Genomic DNA, 22,108 nt, shown 5'->3' on the forward strand with positions numbered 1-22,108 from the left:
GCCGGCGGTCGCCGGGCCGCAGACCAGCATAGTGCGCGCCGTTGACTACCCCCATGAGGTGTCGCCGCGCCGGGCAGCCCCCTGCCTGTGGCCGTGACGGGTGAGGAACGTGTCCACGTCCCCGAGGTCGTCGATGCGTTCCTCCAGCTCCTCACGACTCCAGTCCCACCAACGGGTGGCCCGGATTGCCTCGGCGACGTCGCGGGGGAACCGTTCACGCAGAACGTGCGCCGGGACGCCCGCCACGACGGTGTAGGGCTCGACGTCGTGGGTCACCACCGCGGAAGCCCCCACGACCGCGCCGTCGCCGATCGACACCCCCGGCATGATCGTCGCGCCGTGGCCCACCCACACGTCGTTGCCGATCGTGACGGGATGCGAGCGCCGCCATTCGAAGAACCGCTCGTCGTCGTCTCCGAGACCGAAGGCGGATCGGCGATAGGTCATGTGATGCTGGGTGACCCGCCACATCGGGTGGTTTCCCGGGTTGATCCGCACATGGGACGCGATGGAGCAGTACTTGCCGACCGTTGCGTACACACAGTCCACATCGCCCGCCAGATAGCTGTAGTCACCGATCGTCGACTCGCTGACAAGGCATCTCGGGCCGATGTCGGTCCACTCCCCCAGGGTCGAATCGACCACGCGGGAGGTCTGGTGCACCGCGGGCAGGCGCGAGAGCCGCTCACCGCTGAGCCCGCTTGGGAGCTCTCGATTCGGGACCATCCGATTCGGGGCCGTCCGGATCTGCCCGGCTGCGCTTCGGACCCCGGTCTGTGCCGGGGCGACCCGAAGCGCCTGGCCGAAACCCGGCTGTCGCCGCTCCCGGAAGGCCGCCAGACCCTCGGCGAAGTCAGGACTCCGCGACAGGAGCGTCTGGACGGCGGGTTCGTCCTCCAGATATCGCTCGAAGCCTGTGAACGTGGACGCCCAGACCTGCTGCTTGATGGCTGCCAGCGCGTCCGCCGGACCGGCCGCGAGTTCGGCCGCGAGTTCGGCCGTCTGACGCACGAGATCCGTCGCGGGCACGACTCGCGTGACCAACCCCAGCGTCACGGCCTCGGAGGCCGGCACAGGACGGCTCCTCATGAGCAGGTCGGAGGCCCGCAGATGGCCCAGCGTCCTGGTGAGGACGAAACCCACTCCCGTGTCGGAGGCGAGCCCCAGACGTACGAAAGCGGTGGACAAAGTGACGTCGTCGCTCGCCAGGACGAAGTCGGCGGCGAGCACGAGACCCAGCCCCGCTCCCGCCGCCACACGCTGCACCGACGCGACCACGGGCTTCGGGATCGCCCGCATCAGCCAGACGACGCGTCCCAGGGCCCGGACGAGCGCTCGTACGTTGCCACGATCGTGCGCGAGATCGGCCTCGAACTGGGCCATGTCGCCACCGGCACAGAACGCCCGCCCCGCCCCCGCGAGGACGATGACACGCACCTCGTCGTCTGCGGCCGCTGCTCCCAGAGCGTCCAGGAGGTCGTCGGCCACCACGGTGTCGAGCGCGTTGAGGCGCTCGGGACGGTTGAGAACGATGTGTGCCACGTGGTCGCGCACCGAATAGTCGATCCAGGTGAGCTCCATGGTTGACACGATACGGGCAAGCCCCGCGCATGTGCGCATCCTCAGCCCCGAGTGGGTCGCATTCAGGGCACCACGAGACGCTCGACGGGCTCGAAGGCCGAACACGGAGACGCTAGCCGAAACCGACGGAACCAGCGCCCCGGCGGGGTCTCAGGCGAGGACGGCGATGGGGCGCCCGCCGACCCCGTAGAGGGCGAGGAGATCACCCTCCGGGCCGACGACGCCGGTCGGCGACGAGGGGATGTCGATGGCCAGGGAACGTCCGAACCCGATGTCCCGGGCCTCGTCCGGCCCGACCTCGACGACGGGGAAGCTCAGGCGCGCCGCGGCGGCCATGGTCATGAGCGGCGTGGTGGGCTCCAGCGCATCCAGTTCGATCGCGGAGTTCAGCCCGTAGCCTCCGATGCGGGTACGCCGCAGCCGTGTGAGATGGCCCCCCACTCCCAGCGTCGCCCCGAGGTCGCGGGCGAGCGCGCGCACATAGGTGCCGGACGAGCACTCGACCTCGACGTCCACATCGCAGAAGTCACCCGAAGACGCGACGGCGGTCGCCTCGAAGCGGGTCACGCGCACGGGCCTGGCCGCCAGCTGCACCTCCTCGCCGGCACGCGCCCGGGCATAGGCGCGCCTGCCGTCGACCTTGATCGCCGAGACCGTGCTCGGCACCTGCATGATCTCACCACGCAGGGGTGCCATCGCACGCTCGATCTCGTCGGCGCCGAGGGTGCCGGCCGGGGCCCCTCCGGTCGGCTCGCCCTCGGCATCGTCCGTGGAGGTCGACCGGCCCAACCGGATGGTGGCGCGATATTCCTTGTCGTGCAGCGCCAGGTGGCCCAGCAGACGGGTTGCGCGATTCACCCCGACGATGAGGACCCCGGTCGCCATCGGGTCCAGAGTGCCCGCATGGCCGACCTTGCGCGTCCCCAGTACTCGTCGGACGCGTCCGACGACCTGATGGGAGGTCAGGCCCGCCGGCTTGTCGATGACGAGGATCCCCGCGGAGTCCACGGGCACTCAGTCCTGAGACGCGGGAGCGTCGTCCGCGTCGTCGTCGGCATCGTCGTCCGCGGCATCGTCCTCACGCTTGCGGTAGGGGTCGGGATCGCCGGCGTAGCTCGCTGTGGCCCTGCGGTTCGCCAGGTCGGCGTCACTGGCCTGCACCCGGGCGAGGAGGTCCTCCATGTCCTGGGCCGACTCGGCGGTCGCGTCCTGGACGAAGGTCAGGCTCGGGGTGAACTTGAGCCCGAGGCGCTGCCCCACCGTGGTGCGCAAGAGGCCCTTGGCCGCCTCCAACGCCGCCGGGGTGTCGACCTTCCCCTCGGGGGCGTCGGCCTCGCGGCCGTCGAGGGAGCGGCCCAGGTCGGTGTAGAAGATCGTCGCCTCGCGGCCGTCGCCCGTCAGCCGGACGTCGGTGATGGTGACGTAGCCCAACCGCGGATCCTTGACGCGCCGATCGAGCATCTGGGCCACGATCTTGCGGATCTGGTCCTCCAGCTTCGCGATTCGTGGGTTACTCATGTGGTCCTCCGATGATGTGAAAAGGGTGACGGGTGGGGGCGGAAGCCGCCCCCACCCGTCCCGTCGATCTCGAACGTCAGCTACGCGGCTTCTCGACCATCTCGTAGGTCTCGATGACATCGCCGGTCTGGATGTCGGAGTAGCTGGCGAGTGTCATGCCGCACTCGAAGCCCTCGCGCACCTCGGTGACGTCGTCCTTCTCGCGGCGCAGGGAGGCCACCGTCGTCTCGGTCACCACCACCCCGTCGCGCAGCAGGCGAACCTTCGCGTTGCGGCGGATGACGCCGTCGAGCACCATGCAGCCCGCGATGTTGCCGAACTTCGAACTGCGGAAGATCTCGCGGATCTCGGCACGGCCGAGCGTCTTCTCCTCGAAGATCGGCTTGAGCATGCCCTTGAGCGCCGCCTCGATCTCGTCGATCGCGTCGTAGATCACCGAGTAGTAGCGGATGTCGACGTTCTCCTGATCGGCCAGGCGTGCGGCCTGGGCGGTGGGACGAACGTTGAAGCCGATGATCACCGCGTGAGGCGTTGACGCCGCGGCCAGCGACACGTTGGTCTCGGTGATGGCACCGACACCGCGGTCGATCACGCGCAGGCTGACCTCGTCGCTGACATCGATCTTCGCCAGAGCATCCTCCAGGGCCTCGACCGAACCAGCGCCGTCGCCCTTGAGGATGAGGGTGAGCTCGCTGGTCTCGCCCTTCTCCATCTGCTCGAACAACTCTTCCAGCGTCTTGCGGCGGGAACCCGCGGCCTGCTGTGCGGCCCGCATGCGGGCCTCGCGCTTCGCGGCGATCTGGCGAGCGATCCGGTCGTCCTCGACGACCAGGAAGTTGTCACCCGCGCCGGGCACGCTCGTCAGGCCGAGCACCTGCACCGGCATCGAGGGCGGAGCCTCGTCCACGGTGTCGCCGTGATCGTCGATCATCGCACGGACGCGCCCGTGGGCGCTGCCCGCGACGATGGAATCGCCCTTGTGCAGAGTCCCGCGCTGGATGAGAACCGTGGCGACAGGGCCGCGGCCCTGATCGAGGTGTGCCTCGATCGCCACGCCCTGAGCGGCCATCTCGGGGTTGGCCCGCAGATCGAGAGCGGCATCGGCGGTCAGGATGATCGCTTCCAGCAGAGAGTCCAAGCCCTGATGGGTGACCGCGGAGACGTCGACGAACATGGTGTCGCCACCGTATTCCTCGGGCGTCAGCCCGAACTCCATCAGTTGGCCACGCACCTTGGTGGGGTCCGCCCCGGGCTTGTCGATCTTGTTGACCGCCACCACGACCGGTACATCGGCGGCCTTGGCATGGTTCAACGCCTCGATGGTCTGCGGCATCACGCCGTCGTCAGCGGCCACCACGAGCACCGCGATGTCCGTGGACTTCGCACCCCGGGCTCGCATGGCGGTGAACGCCTCGTGGCCAGGGGTGTCGATGAACGTGATCTTGCGTTCGTCGCCGCCGACCTCGGTCTCGATCTGATAGGCGCCGATCGACTGGGTGATGCCGCCGGCCTCCTTGGCCTGCACGTTGGTGTGGCGCAGGGCGTCCAGCAGCTTCGTCTTGCCGTGGTCGACGTGGCCCATGACCGTCACGACCGGGGGACGCGCGGCAAGGTCGCTCTCATCGCCCTCGTCCTCGCCGTACTCGAGGTCGAAGCTCTCCAGGAGCTCGCGGTCCTCGTCCTCCGGGCTGACGACCTGGATGGAGTAGTTCAGTTCGGCGCCGAGAACCTCGAGGGTCTCGTCGGGAACGGACTGGGTCGCCGTGATCATCTCGCCCAGGTTGAACAGCACCTGGACCAGTTGCGCGGGCTCCACACGGATCTTCTCCGCCAGATCGGTCAGCGAGGCGCCCCTGCGAAGGCGGACGATCTGACCGTCGCCCTGACGGATGCGCACGCCACCGATCGTGGGTGCCTGCATCTCGTCGAACTCTTGCCTGCGCTGCTTCTTCGACTTGCGCCCGCGCCGGTTGGCGCCCTGACGCCCGAAGGCACCCTGGGTGCCACCGCGCCCGCCACGGCCGCCGCGACCGGCGCCACCACCGCTGGGACCACCGGCGCCGCCACCGAACGAGGGACCGCCCGACCCACGGCCGCGACCGGGACCACCGGAACGACCGCCGCGGGTGTTCGTCTGCCCGCTACCGAGGTTGGGATTGGCGTGCTTGGGCATCATCGCCGGGTTGGGGCGTGGCAGCCCGCCGGTGCCGCCGGGACGGGGCATGCGATCGCCACCACCGGAGCGCGGCGCACGGTTGTCGCCAGAGCGGGCACCGTCGCGACCTGGGCGCGCGGAGTTCTGGCCCTGCGAGCGACGGGACTGCCCCATGCCCTGCGAGGACGAGAACGGGTTGTTCCCGGGACGCGGGGTGCCGGGCCTGCGCACGCTGGCAGGCGTGGGACGTCCGCCTCCGCCCTGCCCGTTCTGGGCCCCGGACGAGCCCGGACGCGCTCCCGCTCCGGGAACCGAAGGCTTCGGACCCGGCGTGGGACGCGGACCGGGGGTCGCACGGTTACCGGGAGTGGCTCGATTGCCCGAGGCGGGCCGATTGCCCTGACCCGAGGAATGGCCACCCTGGCCCGTGTGGTTCCCAGGCGTCGCCGGTCGGGGGCCCTGCTGCCCGGAGCCCTGCCGTGGGCCGGGGTGCGGGACGCCGGGACGCGGGCCGGGCGTCGGACGCGACCCCGACGCGGGCGCGGGACGCGATCCCGACGACGAGCGGTTGCCCGGCTGTTGCGGGGCAGGACGGGGCGCGGGGCCCGGACGGGGCGCCGGGGTCGGCCGCGGGCCGACCTGGGCTCCCTGGCTCGCCGCGGGCGCCTGCGGCTTCGCGGGGGATGCTGGTCTGGTGTTGGCGGGTGTCGCAGCGGCGCGCGGGGTGCCGCCGGCGGGCCTGCCGCCCTTCGGGGCCGATGAGGCGGACCCCTGCGCCTGGGCGCCGCCACCGGCGCCACCCTTCACTCTCTCGGTCACCCTGCGGACAACCGGCGCCTCGATGGTCGACGACGCCGAGCGGACGAACTCGCCCATCTCGTTCAGGGTGTTGAGAAGCTCCTTGCTCTCCAGTCCGAGCTCCTTCGCGAGCTCGTAGACACGGACCTTGGCCACTGATCTCCTTCAGGTCCAGGCCCGGGGCCAGGACCACTAGTTGGTGATGGTGCTCATCTCGGCGTACTCATCGAGTGGTCATGAGCGATTGCCCACCTTCTGGTTGTGCGTGATCAGGGCGATACTCCCGCACGCCACCAGAGCCGCTCGCACTCGGTGGTCCAGCGGCGGGAGTGGCAGGGCTGGAGTTCTCCGGGGTCGTCCCGGAAGACACGCGGTAAATAGTCTAGCCCTTGGGCAAGCCCATTGACCAACCCGGCCAATCGCCCGAGACCACCGCGGACGCGAACTCGCCGAGCACGGCATCGTCCACCTTCCGGTGAAGGCTGCGCGCGAATCCGCCGCGTCGACGGGCCAGGTCGATGCAGGCCGGGTCGGGATGCAACCAGGCCCCCCGGCCCGGCGCGACGCGGGAGGGATCGGGCACCAGTTCAGTTCCCCGGCACACGAACCTCACGAGCGCGGCGGCCGGCACGACCTTTCTGCAGCCCACGCACGTACGAAGCGGACCGGACGCCGAGGGCGCCGTATCGTCCATCAGCCCTCGGGAGCCGTGTCGGGCTTGATGTCGATGCGCCACCCGGTGAGCCGGGCGGCCAGCCGTGCGTTCTGGCCCTCGCGACCGATCGCGAGGCTCAGTTGGTAGTCCGGGACGACGACCCGGGCGGTGCGCGCCGTCGCATCGACGACCGTGACGCCGGTGACCTTGGCCGGGCTCAGCGCGTTCGCGACGAAGCGTGCCGGGTCGGCGTCCCAGTCGACGATGTCGATCTTCTCCTCGTTGAGTTCGTGCATGACCGCACGCACGCGCTGGCCCATGGGGCCGATGCACGCACCCTTCGCGTTCACCTCGGGACTGTTCGAGTGCACCGCGATCTTGGTGCGGTGACCGGCCTCGCGGGCGATCTCCTTGATCTCGACGATGCCCTGCTCGATCTCGGGCACCTCGAGGGCGAACAGCTTCCTGACGAGATTGGGGTGCGTGCGACTGACGATCACCTGCGGACCGCGCAGTTCCTTGCGCACGCTCACGACGTAGACCCGCAGGCGCTTGCCGTGGGTGTACTCCTCGCCGGGGGACTGCTCCGCCAGCGGCATCAACGCCTCGATCTGGCCCAGGTCGACCCGCACCGTGCGCGAGTCGCGGTCCTGCTGGATCACGCCGGTGAGGATGTCGCCCTCCGACGCGGCGAACCGGCCGTACTTCTGCTCGTCCTCGGCCTCACGCAGGCGCTGGAAGATCACCTGCCTGGCGGTGGACGCCGCAACCCGTCCGAAGTCCTTCGGCGTGTCGTCGTACCAGCCGACCACCTCGCCCTCGGCGTCCAACTCCGGCACCGTCACGGCCACCGTGCCCGCTCGGCGATCGATGACCACCCGCGCGCCGTGCTTGGCCTCGTCGGTCTTCTCGTAGGCGTTGAGCAGCGCGTCCTCCAGGGCCTTGATGAGGTAGTCGAAGGGGATCTCCTTGTCCCGCTCGATCATCCGCAGGGCAGCCAGATCGATGTCCATCGCGTCACTCCTTACCATCAGGCTCAGTGGCGTCGAGCCCTGAGTCCTCTTCATCGGTCTCGCCGGGATCGTCCGCGAGTCGTCGGTTCATCTCCACCTGGACGACGGCCTTGTGCACGTCGGTCAGAAGGTAGGACGCGACTGCTTCGCCGTCGGCGAGACTGACCGACTCCTCGTCGGCGGCGACGACGCGTCCGGTGATCTGTTCGCCGCCCGCGAGCGTCACGGTCAGCAGGCGGCCGATGTTGCGCCGGTAGTGGGCCGGTCTGGTCAGGGGACGCGACACACCGCGGCTGCTCACCTCCAGGGTGTAGGGGCGGTCCCCCATCGCGTCCGAGGCGTCCAGCGCGTCCGACACCGCGCGCGTCGCCGTGGAGATCTGGTCGAGATCAGGCCCCTGGCCCTGCGGGCCGTCGCCGTCGACGACGACCCGGACCACACGCCGCTTGCCGGCGGGGACGACCTCGAGGTCATCCAACTCGAGCCCCTGGGTGGACAACACGGGAGCCAACAGCTCGCTGAGCCTCGACTGGTTCATGCGTGGTCCTCTTGTCGGATGGGTTATGTCTCGCGACTGCCTCACCAGTGGCCTGGCAACCGCAGTCATCCCCACAGTCTAGGCCATCGCAGCGGGCGGGGCGGGTGAGCGCGCGGTCGGGGACGCACTCCGGGTATCGTGCGGGCCATGGGTGTGCAGTTGCCGGACGCGGACTGGACGCGCCGACGGTTCTTGGCGCTGCTCGGCATGGGTGCCGCTGGCGTCCTCACCGCCTGCTCGCCCAGCCCCCTCATCACCGCCGGAGGCGAGCGCAGCGCGTCGGCGACCCCGACCCTCGACGACAAGCGCCGGGCCGCGGCCGTCGGCGCCGCCACGCTCGCCGATCTCGCCTCCGGATGCGCGGGGATCCCGGGAGCTGACCCCACGTTCGCGGCATGGTGCACGGCTCTGGCCGACACCCACACGGCACATCTGACGGTGCTCGCGCAGGCCGATCCGCTGGGTGGCGTGCAGGCCGATCACTCACCGATCGACGACGTGGCCTCACGCGGAGTGGGCGTCCCCGGCTCCCCGGAGGAGGCACTGACCGTACTGGCCGCGCAGGAGACGGCGCTGGCCGACCTGCTCGCCCCGATCGCGGTGGGGTCTGCGACGTCGTCCGCCTGGGCCTTGCTGTGGCTGTCCCAGGCGCTGGCGACCCGGGTCTACGCCGCTGCTCTGGCCGGCGGGAGCATCGACGCCCTCGGCCCGGCACCCGTGGAGGGCACCGCGGTGCCCGCCGAAGTGGACGCCGGCACACCCGCCGACGCCCGGCAGGTGCTGCTCAGCCACCAGCGGGCACTGGTCTTCGGCCTGCAGACTCTGCTCGGACGACTGGGATACGGCGACGCACGCGTCGATGCCGTCACCCAACGGCTCGGCGAGGCCATGCGCGAGCGGGACGACACCTCCGCCGCGATCACCGCAACGGGCGCCACCGCCTCGGCGCCACCCCCCGAATTCACGCTTCCCGGCGACGCGACGGACTCCGCGCAGATCGAGCGGATCTGGGGCGAACTGGAACTCGCCGTGATGGCGGGCTGGGCACGGCTCGCCGCAGCGGATGCCGACGGACGCGCCGACGCGCTGGACCAGATGGTCACGCAGGCCGGACGCGCCCGTTCTCACGGGGTGGCGCTGCCACACTGGCCCGGCTGGGTGTGACCCGCGTCCCCGGGAGTACAGAACCGTCCCGGAGGCCTGCCGGGCTCGTCAGACAGCCGGGCCGATCTCGGCGAGTACCTCGTCGGCCGCCTGCGCCACGGACACCTCACGCGCCGTGCCCGACTTGCGGTCACGGATCTCGACGAACCCGTCTGCCAGTCGCCGGCCGACCACGACAGCGGTCGGCATGCCGAGCACCTCGGCGTCCGCGAACTTCACACCCGGGCTCGCCTTGCGATCGTCCAGCAGCACCGCGACGCCACGCGCGCTGAGTTCGGAGGCGATCTGCTCGGCCGCCTGGGCGATCTCGTCCCCCTTGCCCGTCGCCAGCACCATCACGTCGTAGGGCGCGAGCTCCCGTGGCCAGCACAGACCCTTGTCATCGCAGGTGGCCTCGGCCACCACGGCGACCGCGCGGGAGACGCCGATGCCGTATGAACCCATGGTGACGACCTGGAGCTTGCCGTTGGCGTCCAGCACCCGCAGACCCAGGGCCTTGGCATACTTCGTGCCGAGCTGGAAGATGTGCCCCATCTCGATTCCCCGGGCAAGATGTAGCGGCCCGGAGCCGTCAGGAGCCTCGTCCCCCTCGCGAAGCTCGGCGACATCGAGGTGCCCGTCGGGGGTGAAGTCGCGTCCGCAGACGAGGTCGGCAACGTGACGACCCGGCTCGTCCGCCCCGGTCAGCCAGCGGGTACCGGGCACCACCGCCGGGTCGACGAGGTAGTGGACCGCGTCCGCCGGGGGCTCCGCACCCTCGGGCAGCGGCCCGTACCCGAGCGCGCGGGGGCCGATGTAGCCCTTCACGAGTCCCGGATACCTGGCGAAGTCTTCCTCGTTGAAAGTGGTCACCTCGGCCGGCGAGACCGCCGCCTCCAGACGCTTGGTGTCGACCTCGCGATCGCCGGGCAGGCCGATGGCGAGCGCCTCGGTGCGTCCGTCGGGATAGGTGAGCTTGAACAAGACGTTCTTCAACGTGTCCCCGGCCTCCCACGGCCGGTCGTCCCTCGGGAACAACGTGTTGGCCTGGGCCACCAGCGTGTCGATGGTGCCTGAATCGGGCGTGTCGTGGACGACCGCCGCGGGGACACCCGAGGCGTCCTGCTCGGGCGACAGGGGACGCTGCACGGCCTCGACGTTGGCGGCAAAACCACCCGGCGAGCGCACGAAGGTGTCCTCGCCGTTGGAAGCGACCGCCAGGAACTCCTCGGACGCCGAGCCACCCATCGGGCCCGAGTGGGCGTCGACGATCACGTACTCGAAGCCGAGCCGGTCGAAGACCTTGATGTAGGCGGCACGATGAGCCTGGTAGGACGCGTCCAGCCCCGCCTGATCGACGTCGAAGGAGTACGAGTCCTTCATCGTGAACTCACGGCCACGCAACAGCCCGGCGCGGGGGCGGGCCTCGTCCCGGTACTTGGTCTGAATCTGGTACAGGTACAGCGGCAGATCCTTGTACGACTTGGTGACGTCCTTGACCATGAGGGTGAACATCTCCTCATGAGTCGGGCCGAGCAGCATGTCGGCACCCTTGCGGTCGACCAGCCGGAACAAGTTGTCGCCGTACTCGGTCCAACGATTGGACTGCTCGTAGGGCTCGCGCGGGAGCAGCGCCGGGAACAGCACTTCCTGGGCCCCGATCGCGTTCATCTCTTCCCGGACGATCGCCTCGACCTTGTGCAGAACGGCCAGCCCGAGCGGCAGCCAGGAGTAGATGCCGGGCGCGACACGCCGGATGTAGCCCGCGCGAACCAGCCAACGGTGGCTGGGGACCTCGGCGTCCGCCGGGTCCTCGCGTAGGGTGCGCACGAACAGCTTGCTCATCCGGGTGATCACGGGTTTACTCCTCGACTCAGGTGCTCCGACAAGGCTAGCGGTTTTCGCGGGCGGGCATCCACGTCGATCAGGGGGCTTCCGGACGCTGCCCCGGCCCGTTCCGGCGGGCCGCCTGACTTCACGCGGGCGCCGTGATCTCCCGCGGGCCGTACAACACCCGCCGGAAGTCACGCCACCCGCGCGAAAATCACGCGGCCCGCGTGAACTGACCTCATCCGTTCACGCGAGCCGCGTTACTCGCAGTCCTGCGCAGCAGGAGCGGCGGAGGGAATCGCTCATTCCATCTCCCGTAGCGCCCCGGCCGTCCCCCTGGCCGACCGATTCCGTCGTCCCGCCTAGCTGGACGACGGAGCCGCCGCGCGGATGTACTGCTCGAGCGCCGACGGGTTGCGTGTCTGCAGGAAGATCCGCCCCGGGCCGTAGAAGTCGAAGACGAAGCCCTCGCCCGACTTGAGGGTCTTCCAGACCTGCCCACGCGCCGCTTGGCGTAGCTGGAACCTGGTGCCCAGGTCGTAGGCCACGACATGGCCGCTGTCGATGACGACCTGCTCGCCCGGCTGCAGGTCGATGACGTCGAGCGCCCCGTAGACGCTCAGCAGGACGAGACCCTGACCGCTGGCCTGCAGACCGAAGCCGCCCTCCCCGCCGAAGAAGTTGCTCGCGCCGCCCCAGCGGGAATCGGTGACGACGGCATGCGAGTTCGCGATCCAGCACCCGCGAGTGATGAAGAAGGGGCGGTTGGGCTGTATCTCCAAAGGCATGATGTCGCCGGGCAGGGTGCCTGCCACGTCGACCCATCCGCCCTGGGGAGGAGCCGTCATGGTGGTGATGAAGAGGCTCTCACCCGCCAGCATCGACCGTTTGAGGCCGGCCATCAGGCCGCCCTCCATCTTCGCGTCGACCTGGATGCCGTTGCTGTGGGCCATCATCGCCCCGCTCTGCACCTTCATGGGCTCGTTGGGAGCGAGGAATACACGGGCCACCGCGAACGATGGGTTGTGCCGCAGGCTGATCTCCATGCCCCAAGTCTGACAAGACAGGGTGTCAATTCGCCACACATCGGTGTTCGGCGAGTCTGCCGCGCGGGGCGGCGGTCATCTCAGAACAGGACGGTGGCGAGTTCCCCCACGGTGCGGAACCCGACCGCCTCGTACAGACGCCGCGCCCGCACGTTGAAGTCGTTGACGTACAGCGAGACCGTCGGGAACCGTTGCTGGCACAGGACGACAACCTGGGCCATCGCCCCACGGGACATGCCTCGTCCGCGAAGCCTGGGGTCGAGCCACACCCCCTGCACCTGGCAGCGTCCCCGCCAGGCCGATCCCACGTCCGACTTGAACCAGACCCGCCCGTCCTGGATCCCGCCGAAGGCACGTCCCATCTGGATGAGCGAGCGCACATAGCGCCCGTAACTGCCCATGGCGTCCAGCGGGCTGACGCCGACCTCTTCGGAATACATGGCGACCGCCGCCCGGAAGTAGGCGTCGTAGTAGTCCTCGGTCATCCGCGTCACCCGCGGATCGGGCGCGACCACGGGGTCTGTGTCGATGACCATGAGCGGCTGGTGGGCCCGGATGTCGCGGGGACGCTTCCAGCCGCCTCCCCACCGGCGAGACAACTCGTCGTGCAGGCGGACGACGACGTCGGCTCGTCCCATGATCGAGGCGATGGAACCTCTGCGCCCGATCGCCTGGACGAACGCGTCCACGGCCTCGTCATCGTCGCCGACCGGCACCAGGTTGGAACCGACGTGGCAGGCGGCCACGAGTTCACCGCCCCGCTCGAACCCGTAGACCGGGCAGCCGAGGAACTCGGGAGCGAGGCCGAGCGTCGACACCCTGGATGCCACGAAGAGGTTGACCAACGGATCGCGTTCGAGGAGTTCGAGCAGGGCGGGCAGGTCGTCCTGCTCGAGGACGCGCAGGGCACCCGTCAACGGACCACTACTTCGGGGGTGCCCGTGGCTTCGCCGAGTTCCTCGGCGAGCCTGTTCGCCTCCGCGATCAGGGTGGGCACGATCTCGTCCTCGGGCACCGTCTTGATCACCTCGCCGCGAACGAAGATCTGCCCGCGTCCGTTGCCCGACGCGACGCCCAGATCGGCCTCACGCGCTTCACCGGGCCCGTTCACCACGCAGCCCATCACCGCGACGCGGATCGGAACGGTCATGTCCTTGAGCCCCTCGGTGACATCGTTGGCGAGCTTGTAGACGTCCACCTGGGCGCGCCCACAGCTCGGGCAGCTGACGATCTCGAACTGGCGGGGTCGCAGGTTGAGCGACTCGAGGATCTTGATGCCGACCCGGACTTCTTCGACCGGGGGCGCCGACAACGACACCCGGATGGTGTCGCCGATTCCCTCGGCCAGCAGCGCCCCGAAGGCCACCGACGACTTGATCGTGCCCTGGAAACTCGGACCGGCCTCGGTCACCCCGAGATGCAGCGGATAGTCACAAGCCTGCGACAAGCGGCGATAGGCCTGAACCATGATCACCGGGTCGTGGTGCTTCACCGAGATCGCGAAATCGTGGAAGCCGACCTCCTCGAACAGGGACGCCTCGCCGAGTGCCGACTGCACCAGGGCACCGGCCGGGTCGGTCTCGTAGAGGGCGCGGAGCCGCTTGTCCAGCGACCCGGCGTTCACCCCGATGCGCAGACCGGTGCCGTGGTCGGTCGCGGCCTTGGCGATGTCGGCGATCTTGTCGTCGAACGCCTTGATGTTGCCGGGATTGACGCGCACACCGGCGCACCCGGCCTCGATGGCGTCGAAGACGTAGCGGGGTTGGAAGTGGATGTCGGCCACGACGGGAATCTGCGACTTCGCGGCGATGGCGGGCAGCGCGTCGGCGTCGTCCTGGCTGGGCACGGCGACCCGGACGATGTCGCAGCCCGCGGCTGTCAGTTCGGCGATCTGCTGCAATGTGGCGTTGATGTTGCTGGTCGGCGTCGTGGTCATGGACTGGACGCTGATCGGCGCGTCACCGCCCACGAAGAGCTTGCCGACAGGCACCTTGCGTGTGGGTCGACGCTCCGCCAACACCGGGGCGGTCTTTGGGATGGGAATCCCGAGGTTGATGCTCATGGCTCGCTTCCTGCATGCGCCGGCCCGCAGTCGCGTGGCCGGCCCGCGTCCTGCGGGGTTGGGTCTGACACCCAGCCTAGCTTCCAGGACGATACGCCAGCATCGCCAGCAGCTGGTCGGCGCCCGGGGCCTCGACGACCGTCCCGTCCCGATACCGCAGCCGACCCGCGGCGGCGTCCACGAGGACGTCGCACCCGAGGGCGGCCACACGCTCGGCGGCGCCCTCCCCCGCGACCACGTCGAACTCGGGCAGTTCCCAGTCGACCATTCCCTTGTCGAGGGCGATGTCCTCCAGCTGATCACGGAAGGCACCCTCGGCGTACTCGTCGGCGATACCCACGAGCAACGGGGTGAACTCCCAGACGAGCTCGGCCAGCTCCCGGGGCTGGGATCCCTGGGAGACCAGGCCGTCGACCATGAACTCGTCCCTGTGCGACCCGATCAACTCCAGCACTCGCTTGCCGAGGGGCTCCTCCGCCCCGACGATGACCACGCTCTGCATCGCTCCAGTCTGGCACGCCACCGGGGGCTGCCCGTACCATCGGGGACGAACCAGCGGAGCCGAGGAGGCCCATGTACCACGCCCACGTCCCGACCATGGAGATCGAAACCCTGGAGGCATGGGACACGAACATCGCGACCGCCACCAGCATCACCGGTTGGGTCATGCAGTCCGTCGACCTCGGCTCGCGCCTGACCGATCTCGAGCGCGTCGACCCGCGGGGGGCACTGTTCCTGGGCTGCGTCCTGCCCGACGACACGGTGGACGATCTCCGCGACCGCGGCGCCCTGGTCTTCCCGCAGCTTCCCGCCTTGCCGTTCAACGCCTATCGTCCACTGCTCTACCGCCCCGCGGACCTCTACGACGCCCTGCTCGGGGGTGAGCAGTACGCGCGCACCAGCGACGCCCGCATCTACGCCTGGGCCACCTCGATGCCTGATCCCACCCCGCTGCACGCCACTTTGGCGATGAGCCTGCACGACCACGCCATCTCCGACGCTCTGGACGAGTTGTGCGCCGACCTCGATGCCCGCCGCACGGTCGGCATCATGGGAGGCCACGCCGTGCCCAGGGGAAGCGACGCCTACGTGGGCGCAGCACGTCTGGCCTCCCGGCTGTCGTTGGCCGGTTACACGGTGATGACCGGAGGCGGACCGGGCGCCATGGAGGCGGCCAACCTCGGAGCGCACCTGGCGGGCCAGTACGCCGTGCTCAGCCACGCCATCGACACCTTGTCCGCGACGCCCACCTACGCCGGCAACGAGACCATGTGGGCGGCGACCGCGCTCGAGATCCGGGGCAGCACACGTGCCACCGGACGGTCCATCGGGGTTCCCACCTGGTACTACGGTCACGAACCCACCAACGTCTTCCCGATGCAGATCGCGAAGTACTTCAGCAACGCCCTGCGCGAGGACACCTTGCTCCAGCGCTGCCGGGGCGGGTTGATCTACCTTCCGGGAGCGGCCGGCACCGTGCAGGAGGTGTTCCAGGCAGCGACGAGCAACTACTACTCCCCCGACCCGGAGCAGGTGTTCCCGATGATCTTCGTCGGCGCCCGGCACTGGACCACGGAACTGCCCGTGTGGCCGTTGATCGAGGCCCTGGGCTCGGGCAGGACGATGGGCGAGCGGCTGCTGCTCGTGGACGACGTGGACGAGGCCGCGGACTATCTCATCGAGCGGGGTTGACGGTGCCGCGGCGACTGCCGCGACTCGCGTCGAGGTTGGACGCCAGCTGCCCGCAGGCGCCGTCGATCTCACGGCCGCGAGCCACGCGGATCGAGACCGGGACGCCGGCGCGCTCCAGGTGCTCCCGGAACGCCTGCTCGTCGGCCGGACGTGACGCGGTCCACTTGCTGCCGGGTGTCGGGTTAAGCGGGATCAGGTTGACGTGGAACCAGCCCCAGTCACCACGCGCCTTCAGGCGCCGTGCCAGCAGGTCGGCCCGCCACGTCTGGTCGTTGACATCCTTGATCAGGATGTACTGAATGGTCACTCGCCGCTTGGTGGCAGCCGCGTATTCCCAGGCCGCGTCCAGCACCGCGTCCACGTTGAAGTGCTTGTTCAGCGGGATGATCTCGTCGCGCAGTTCGTCGTCGGGGGCGTGCAGCGAGACGGCCAGGGTGAAGGGCAGGTCCTGAGCGACCAGTTGCCGCATGCGCGGCACCATGCCCACCGTCGAGACCGTGATCCCCCGAGCACCGATACCGAGGCCGTCGGGGGCAGGGTCGTGCATCTGCCGCACGGCGGCCATGACGGCCTTGTAGTTGGCCATCGGCTCGCCCATGCCCATGAACAGGACGTTGCTGATGCGCCCGGGACCACCGGCGATCTCACCGGCCGCCAGGCGCCGGTCGGCCTCGTACACCTGCCACACGATCTCGGCGGTCGACAGGTTGCGCTGCAGGCCGCCCTGGCCCGTGGCACAGAACGGGCAGTCCATGCCGCAGCCGGCCTCCGAGGAAATGCAGATGGTGATGCGGTCGGGGTAGCGCATGATGACCGACTCGATGATCGCCCCGTCGAGCGCACGCCAGGCGATCTTGGTCGTCGCCCCGCCGTCGGCCACCTGCTCCTGGGCGACGCCGAGCAAAGTCGGGAAGAGCGCGTCAGCCACCTGCTCCCGCACGGCGACCGGCAGATCGGTCCACGACGACGGGTCGTTCGAGAGCCTGGAGAACCACTGGGTCGAGATCTGCTTCGCCCGGAAACGGGGCAGACCCAGTTCCGCAACCGCTTCGATGCGCTGGCCGGGGGTGAGGTCCATCCAGTGGACGGGCGGCTTGCGTCCCGGACCGAGGAACTTGTCTGTGAGGTCGATGGGCCCGGACGCGGTGATGGTCATGGTTCAAGTGTGCACGACGCGACCACACACAGGCCCTGCCGCTCAGCGCACGAGTGCCAGCATGGACAGCCAGGCCACGGGGGCCGCGACCAGCAACGAGTCCAGCCGGTCGAGGGCTCCGCCGTGCCCGGGAATGATCCTGCCCATGTCCTTGAGGCCGGCGTCCCGCTTGATCGACGACTCCACCAAGTCGCCGGTCACGGCGGCGACGGCCACGAGCAGCCCGATGACGAACCCGGCCCACCAGGCGCCGCCGAGCATGAGCGGTGTGGCGATCGCCCCCGCCACCGCGGCGAGGAGGACACCGGCGCCGAATCCCTCCCAGGTCTTGCCGGGACTGATGTGGGGAGCCATCTTGTGGCGCCCGATGAGCGAGCCGGTGGCGTACGCACCCGTGTCGAGGCACACCACGAGGACGAAGTAGACGATGACGCGCAAGTTGCCCTTGGGCTGGGCCAGGAGCAGGCCGAGGGTCCCCAGCAGCAGCGGCACGTATCCGACGGTGAACACCGAGCCCGCCGCATCACGGATGTAGCCGGACACCGGGCCGCGCAGGCGCCACAGGAGAGCGGCGATGACCATCATCGCCAACCCACCGAACAATGCCGAGACCCCCGCGAGCTGGCCCCAGGCGTCGGCGAGCCAGAAGGACAGGGCGATCGTGAGCGAGCCGCCGATCCCGGCGGGTGGGTAGCTGGCGTACATGCCGACCCGCCCGAGGGCGCGGACGAGCTCGAACACGCCCACCACGACACAGGCCATCAGGAAGATGATGAATCCCCAGTTCCACCACAACAGGGTGCCGACGATCCAGGCGGCCAGCACGACGCCACTGGCGATGGCCGCCACCAGGTTCCGGCCGGGGCTGCGCGGCGGCCGGGAGGGCTCGGACGCCGCCGCCTGCGACCCTGCGTCCTCGTCCGACACGTCAGACCGCCATCAGCTCGGCCTCTTTGGCCTTCAAGAGCTCGTCGATGGCCTCGACGGACTTCTTGGTCTCGTCATCGAGGCGCTTCTCGGCGCGCTTGGCGTCGTCCTCGCTGATCTCCTTGTCCTTCTCGGCCTTCTTCACCGAGTCGATGGCGTGGCGGCGGGTGTTGCGAACCGCGACCCGCGCGTCCTCGGCCTTGTGGCGCACGACCTTGATGAACTCCTTGCGCCGCTCCTCGGTGAGTTCAGGCAGGACGACACGAAGCGCCACCCCGTCACTGGCCGGGTTGACGCCCAGATCGGAGTTGCGGATCGCCTTCTCGATCGCGTTCAGGGAGCCCCGGTCGAACGGGGTTATCAGCATGATGCGTGGCTCGGGCGACTGGAACGAGGCCAACTGCTGCAGCGGCGTCGGTGTGCCGTAGTACTCGGCCTCGATCTTGTTGAACATCGCCGGGTTCGCCCGGCCGGTTCGCACCGTGGCGAAGTCCTCCTTCGCGAAGTCGAGGGCACCGGCCATCTTCCTGACGGCCTCTTTGATGATGTCATCGATCACGATTCGTCCTTCCAGAATGCGTTACTTGAGAGGTTAGCGGCTTGCCGCGACCAGTGGGAAACCCCGCGGTCCCGTCCGTCGCCGAAGCCGGGACGGCTCATGCGTGCACCCAGGTGCCGATCTTCTCGCCGGCGACCGCGCGTCCGATGTTCGACTCGTCGTCGAGAGCGAAGAAGACCATGTCGAGGCGGTTGTCGCGGGCCAGGCTGATGGCGGTCGCGTCGGCCACCTTCAGGTCCTTGGCGAGGAACTCGTCGTAGGTGAGTTCGTCGTAGCGCTTGGCGTCGGGGTTGGTGCGCGGATCGGAGTCGTACACCCCGTCGACGCCGTTCTTACCCATCAGCAGCACCTCGGCCTTGATCTCCAGCGCCCGCTGCGCCGCGACCGTGTCCGTGGAGAAATAGGGCATGCCCGAGCCCGCACCGAAGATGACGACGCGTCCCTTCTCCATGTGCCGCTCGGCCCGGCGCGGGATGTAGGGCTCGGCGACCTGGCCCATCGTGATCGCGGTCTGCACGCGGGTCGCGGTGCCCTCCTTCTCGAGGAAGTCCTGGAGGGCGAGGGAATTCATGACGGTGCCGAGCATGCCCATGTAGTCGGCCCGGTCGCGGTCCATACCGCCCTGCTGGAGTTCCTCGCCACGAAAATAGTTGCCCCCACCGACGACCACGGCCACCTGCGTGCCCGTCGCGACCACTGCCGCGATCTGCCGCGCCACCGAACGGACGATGACAGGGTCGACCCCGAGTCTGCCTCCCCCGAATGCCTCTCCGGACAGTTTGAGCAGGACTCGACGGAAGGGTTCGGTCATTGGATCCTCCAGAGCAGGGAAAATGTTCCCCATAACCCTAGTGCCCTAGGCCAGCGAGTGTCCTCCGCCCCGCGCAGCCGCCCGCGGACGACGCCACGTCAGCCTGCGCATCGGTAGGCTGCGGGATGGTTGAGATCCCTCATAGCCCCCGGGGGTTCCTGGCATCGGGAGCGGCCGTCCGCACGCCGCCCGGAAGGAGGCATCCCGGATGCTGGTGAGCCAGTTGCTCGGATTTGATGCGTCGCCCTTCGAAGAGTTGCTCACAACGTGCGTCAAGCAAGCCGATGCGCTTCAACAGGCCGCTGAGGATATCTACCGCCGGGGAACCAGACCGCTGGCCGACAACTGGCAAGACCAATACGCGGAGGCTGCCTGGGCGGGACCTCATCGTGACGACCCTCGGCCGAGTGGGTCAATGAACGCGCGCCGGCTGATCACGGTAGCCGCGGCATACGTCTGCGGTGACCTCGTCCTTTTCATCGCCGGACTGTGCAGTTGGCTGGCCACCCAGGTCGCAGCAATCGTCGTGGTCCTGATCATCCTGATCCGAAGCCGAGATGTGATTGCCGTCGTGGTGGTAGCAGCAGTGTTGGCCCATTCGATGGTCCTCAGCATCAGGCCGGGCGATGCTTTGCTTCCCGACATCACTGTCTGGCGTATTGCTGCGCCCATTATCGGAGCACTGATTGTGCTGCTGGTCGTGCGAGCAGTCCGGCAACCAGACAGATGGGTGTCCACATTGCTCTCCATCACGGTCGTCGCACTCTTCTACGGCAGTACCTTCCTCGGCAGCTGGGTAACCTATTTCCCGGCGGGATACGGCCCCATATGCGGCGGATAGGCAGCCCGCTCCTCAGCGGCCCAGTGCTTGCGCCACCCCCGTCATGAGCAGCGCGAACGACACCGCTCCGGGGTCGGGATGGCCTAGGGACGCGTCCCCGTGCGTGCGCGCCCGGCCCTTGCGCGCCGGGATCTCCGCGGTCCGCTGGGCGGCTGACGTGGCGGCTTCGGCAGCCTCACCCCATGCGCATGCCAGCGTGGAGCCATCGCGCAGATGGGCATCGAACACCTCCGCGAAGGGGCGAGTGGCGTCCACCATCGTCTTGTCACCCGGCTTGGCGCCTCCCACTTCCTCAAAGGTCCAGGCAGCGGTCACGACGGCCTCACCGATTCTCTCCTCGTCGGCCGACTCCGCGTCCGACAACGTCTGCCCGAGCGCGCGCAACGCGGCGCCCCACAGCGCGCCGGATGTACCGCCGGCTCCTTCGGACCACGCCGCACCAGCCGTCCGGAACAGGGTGCGCATGCCCGCACCGGCGCGGACGGCATCTTGGGCGGCGCGCACAGCTGCCGTCGCACCCAGCACCATGCCCTGCCCGTGGTCGCCGTCGCCGGCCACCGAGTCGAGCCTGCCCAGGTCGGCCTCCGCCCGCGTGGCGACGTCCGCCAAGACCTCGATCAGCCCGAGGGCACGCCGCGCCTGGTCGGACGATTCCGGCGACCCGGGGACGATGCTTCCTGCTACCTCGTCAGTTCGCACATGCCGGCGCTCGCGCACATCGACGCTCCCGGTCTTGAAGGCGGGGGTGTCTGCGGGAGCCAGCCAGAGACGCTCCAACTCGTCGTCCAGGAACATGACCGACAGGGACGCACCCGCCATGTCGAGCGACGTCACCTGCTCGCCGACGACCGGGTGGACGATCGTCAGTCCACGCCGTTCCAGGAGTTCGGCGACCGAACCGAACAGTACGAACAACTCCTCGTACTTCGTGGCCCCCAGGCCGTTCACGAGCACGGCGACACGTCCCCGGTAGCCGTCCTCGGTACGGTCGGGTTCCTCCGCCAGCACTCGGTCGACGAGCAGGGACGCGATGTCCGCAGCGGTGGCCATGGGATGCAAGGAGATACCGGGCTCGCCATGGATGCCGAGCCCCAGGGCGAACTGCCCAGCCGGCACCGTGAACAGCGGCTCGTCCGCCCCCGGCAGCGTGCACCCGGTGAAGGCGACGCCCAGCGACCGGGTCAGGCCACCGGCTCGGCGGGCCACCCGCTCGACATCGTCGATCCGCAAGCCCGCCTCCGCGGCCGCGCCGGCAACCTTCACGACGAGCAGGTCGCCCGCGATGCCGCGCCGGTCGCCGTGGTGATCAGGAGTGTTGGACGCGACGTCGTCCGAGATCGTGACGACACGCACATCGAGGCCATCAGCCCCGAGCGACGACGCCGCCTCGCCGAAATGAAGACAGTCACCCGCGTAGTTGCCGAAGAGGAGCAGGGTGCCTCCCCCGTTGTCCGCCGCTCGTACCACGGACTCGACCTGCGAGGCCGAGGGGGATGCGAAGACGTTCCCGCATACCGCGCCATGGGCCATGCCGGGACCGACCCAGCCGGGAAACGCCGGATAGTGCCCGGAGCCACCGCCGACGACCACCGACACCTGCCCGTCCGGGCTCGTCGTCGCCCGCACGATGCCACCGTGCACGGGCGCGACATGGTCGCCGAACGCCGCGACCATTCCCCTGACGGCATCGGCCGCGAATTCCTTGGGATCGTTCACCAGGTACGTCATCGTCTCTGCTCCATCGGATCGGGTTCCGCCTCGATCGAGTGCGCGGTCGCCGCCC

Annotated in this window: 20 protein-coding genes; 3 read left to right on the plus strand and 17 right to left on the minus strand. The window is 69.1% G+C overall.

What is annotated here, in order from left to right; translation table 11 throughout:
* Nucleotides 1-45: 45 nt before the first annotated feature.
* The 7 genes from FB473_RS18260 to rimP all read right to left on the minus strand — a co-directional run bounded on the left by FB473_RS18260 (nt 46) and on the right by rimP (nt 8,258).
* Entirely contained in the window at nt 46-1,581 is a 1,536-nt protein-coding gene (locus tag FB473_RS18260; protein WP_167167074.1) for an enoyl-CoA hydratase-related protein, read from the minus strand.
* A 150-nt stretch (nt 1,582-1,731) separates the two neighbouring features.
* A complete protein-coding gene (truB, locus tag FB473_RS10320; protein WP_167167076.1) occupies nt 1,732-2,589 on the minus strand; it encodes a tRNA pseudouridine(55) synthase TruB in 858 nt (285 codons plus the stop codon).
* Nucleotides 2,590-2,595: 6 nt separating this feature from the next.
* Nucleotides 2,596-3,099 (minus strand): 30S ribosome-binding factor RbfA, encoded by a 504-nt coding sequence (gene rbfA, locus FB473_RS10325; protein ID WP_167167077.1) that lies wholly within the window; start codon nt 3,097-3,099, stop codon nt 2,596-2,598.
* 76 nt (nt 3,100-3,175) lie between these two features.
* Nucleotides 3,176-6,208: a translation initiation factor IF-2 gene (gene infB / locus FB473_RS10330; RefSeq protein WP_167167079.1), complete on the minus strand. Its 3,033-nt coding sequence runs from the start codon at nt 6,206-6,208 to the stop codon at nt 3,176-3,178.
* A gap of 226 nt (nt 6,209-6,434) precedes the next feature.
* A complete protein-coding gene (locus tag FB473_RS10335) occupies nt 6,435-6,701 on the minus strand; it encodes a YlxR family protein (RefSeq protein WP_341770091.1) in 267 nt (88 codons plus the stop codon).
* A 44-nt stretch (nt 6,702-6,745) separates the two neighbouring features.
* Nucleotides 6,746-7,720, minus strand: coding sequence for a transcription termination factor NusA (nusA, locus tag FB473_RS10340; RefSeq protein WP_167167083.1), 975 nt, complete (start codon nt 7,718-7,720; stop codon nt 6,746-6,748).
* A 4-nt stretch (nt 7,721-7,724) separates the two neighbouring features.
* Nucleotides 7,725-8,258 carry a ribosome maturation factor RimP gene (rimP, locus tag FB473_RS10345; RefSeq protein ID WP_167167085.1) on the minus strand — a complete coding sequence of 178 codons (534 nt, stop codon included), beginning with the start codon at nt 8,256-8,258 and terminating at the stop codon, nt 7,725-7,727.
* Between the two features lie 147 nt (nt 8,259-8,405).
* On the opposite strand from rimP, the gene FB473_RS10350 reads away from it, so the two are divergent.
* Nucleotides 8,406-9,422 (plus strand): DUF4439 domain-containing protein, encoded by a 1,017-nt coding sequence (locus tag FB473_RS10350; RefSeq protein WP_167167087.1) that lies wholly within the window; start codon nt 8,406-8,408, stop codon nt 9,420-9,422.
* 48 nt (nt 9,423-9,470) lie between these two features.
* Here the strand turns inward: FB473_RS10350 and FB473_RS10355 are convergent, their stop codons facing one another.
* The 5 genes from FB473_RS10355 to FB473_RS10375 form a co-directional block, all read right to left on the minus strand.
* Complete coding sequence (locus FB473_RS10355; RefSeq protein WP_167169444.1) at nt 9,471-11,246, minus strand: proline--tRNA ligase; 1,776 nt, start codon at nt 11,244-11,246, stop codon at nt 9,471-9,473.
* 347 nt (nt 11,247-11,593) lie between these two features.
* The gene (locus FB473_RS10360) at nt 11,594-12,277 is read right to left on the minus strand and encodes a TIGR00266 family protein (RefSeq protein WP_167167091.1); all 684 of its coding nucleotides are present in this window, start codon (nt 12,275-12,277) and stop codon (nt 11,594-11,596) included.
* 80 nt (nt 12,278-12,357) lie between these two features.
* Nucleotides 12,358-13,194, minus strand: coding sequence for a GNAT family N-acetyltransferase (locus tag FB473_RS10365; protein ID WP_167167094.1), 837 nt, complete (start codon nt 13,192-13,194; stop codon nt 12,358-12,360).
* Nucleotides 13,191-14,339 carry a flavodoxin-dependent (E)-4-hydroxy-3-methylbut-2-enyl-diphosphate synthase gene (gene ispG, locus FB473_RS10370; protein ID WP_167167097.1) on the minus strand — a complete coding sequence of 383 codons (1,149 nt, stop codon included), beginning with the start codon at nt 14,337-14,339 and terminating at the stop codon, nt 13,191-13,193. Before ispG ends, FB473_RS10365 begins: the two co-directional genes overlap by 4 nt.
* A 76-nt stretch (nt 14,340-14,415) precedes the next feature.
* Nucleotides 14,416-14,841 (minus strand): hypothetical protein, encoded by a 426-nt coding sequence (locus tag FB473_RS10375; protein WP_167167100.1) that lies wholly within the window; start codon nt 14,839-14,841, stop codon nt 14,416-14,418.
* A 71-nt stretch (nt 14,842-14,912) separates the two neighbouring features.
* Here FB473_RS10375 and FB473_RS10380 point away from each other — a divergent pair, with 71 nt between their 5' ends.
* Nucleotides 14,913-16,031 carry an LOG family protein gene (locus FB473_RS10380; RefSeq protein ID WP_167167104.1) on the plus strand — a complete coding sequence of 373 codons (1,119 nt, stop codon included), beginning with the start codon at nt 14,913-14,915 and terminating at the stop codon, nt 16,029-16,031.
* Here FB473_RS10380 and rlmN read toward each other — a convergent pair.
* The 4 genes from rlmN to pyrH all read right to left on the minus strand — a co-directional run bounded on the left by rlmN (nt 16,015) and on the right by pyrH (nt 19,484).
* On the minus strand, nt 16,015-17,187 hold the full coding sequence (gene rlmN, locus FB473_RS10385; protein WP_167167107.1) for a dual-specificity RNA methyltransferase RlmN: 1,173 nt from the start codon (nt 17,185-17,187) through the stop codon (nt 16,015-16,017). The genes FB473_RS10380 and rlmN overlap by 17 nt on opposite strands.
* A gap of 42 nt (nt 17,188-17,229) precedes the next feature.
* Nucleotides 17,230-18,114 (minus strand): CDP-archaeol synthase, encoded by an 885-nt coding sequence (locus FB473_RS10390; protein ID WP_167167110.1) that lies wholly within the window; start codon nt 18,112-18,114, stop codon nt 17,230-17,232.
* Between the two features lies 1 nt (nt 18,115).
* Nucleotides 18,116-18,670 carry a ribosome recycling factor gene (gene frr, locus FB473_RS10395; RefSeq protein ID WP_167169448.1) on the minus strand — a complete coding sequence of 185 codons (555 nt, stop codon included), beginning with the start codon at nt 18,668-18,670 and terminating at the stop codon, nt 18,116-18,118.
* A 100-nt stretch (nt 18,671-18,770) separates the two neighbouring features.
* Nucleotides 18,771-19,484, minus strand: a complete 714-nt coding sequence (gene pyrH / locus FB473_RS10400) for a UMP kinase (RefSeq protein WP_167167113.1) — start codon at nt 19,482-19,484, stop codon at nt 18,771-18,773.
* 208 nt (nt 19,485-19,692) lie between these two features.
* Here pyrH and FB473_RS10405 point away from each other — a divergent pair, with 208 nt between their 5' ends.
* Nucleotides 19,693-20,325: a hypothetical protein gene (locus FB473_RS10405; protein ID WP_167167116.1), complete on the plus strand. Its 633-nt coding sequence runs from the start codon at nt 19,693-19,695 to the stop codon at nt 20,323-20,325.
* A 12-nt stretch (nt 20,326-20,337) separates the two neighbouring features.
* On the opposite strand, the gene FB473_RS10410 is transcribed toward FB473_RS10405, so the two are convergent.
* Nucleotides 20,338-22,053 carry a dihydroxyacetone kinase family protein gene (locus FB473_RS10410; protein ID WP_167167119.1) on the minus strand — a complete coding sequence of 572 codons (1,716 nt, stop codon included), beginning with the start codon at nt 22,051-22,053 and terminating at the stop codon, nt 20,338-20,340.
* Between the last annotated feature and the right edge of the window lie 55 nt (nt 22,054-22,108).

It is taken from the genome of Brooklawnia cerclae (genome assembly GCF_011758645.1).
Lineage (GTDB): Bacteria > Actinomycetota > Actinomycetes > Propionibacteriales > Propionibacteriaceae > Brooklawnia > Brooklawnia cerclae.